This window comes from Vibrio sp. 1288 (assembly GCF_033344475.1).
In genome coordinates this window covers 1-522 of the sequence record NZ_JAWPOX010001110.1, presented here as the reverse complement: position 1 = coordinate 522, position 522 = coordinate 1, and the positions used below count along the sequence as shown (strand labels likewise).

The 522-nt window shown below is 37.0% G+C and carries 1 protein-coding gene; it reads left to right on the top strand.

The genetic code is table 11. The features are described 5' to 3' along the window. Positions 1-209: 209 nt before the first annotated feature. Entirely contained in the window at positions 210-374 is a 165-nt protein-coding gene (locus R8O11_RS31170; protein WP_005483300.1) for a hypothetical protein, read from the top strand. Positions 375-522 lie beyond the last annotated feature (148 nt).

Below are 522 nucleotides of genomic sequence, written 5' to 3'. Positions count from 1 at the left end.
GTTTGAGATTTTCAGACTTTTATGAAAAGTGAAATGCCACAATTCATTGAGAGAGTCTTATCTTAGTTAATTTAAGCTTAGCTAATTTAGGCAAGCATATAACACGCTTGTGTCTATTTTGTGCTGACTTGTGTAGTATCATTGTCTCTTTCATAGCCAACATGGATGTGGTGTGAAATTAAGTTGACCATTAAAAAATAGGATTATATGTGAGCAAGTTACTTAAACCGACACAAAAGCAGAAACAACTTGGTCTTAATCCGAAAGGAAAAGGGATTAAGCGGATACCAGAAGAGTTAAAGAGAAAGGATGTCCGCAAACGAATAGAAGAGATTGAGGAACAAAAGAAGTGGGATAAGGAATGGGGATTGTGAGTTCAAGAAACCTCTCTGAACTTATCAATACGACACTCCTCATGCATTCTGAAAAACTGAGTAACTTGGACAGAGACATGCTTGCAGGTTTACTCGATCAACTCAACCGTGAACAGGCTTTGACAGACAAACAAATTAAACTATGTCA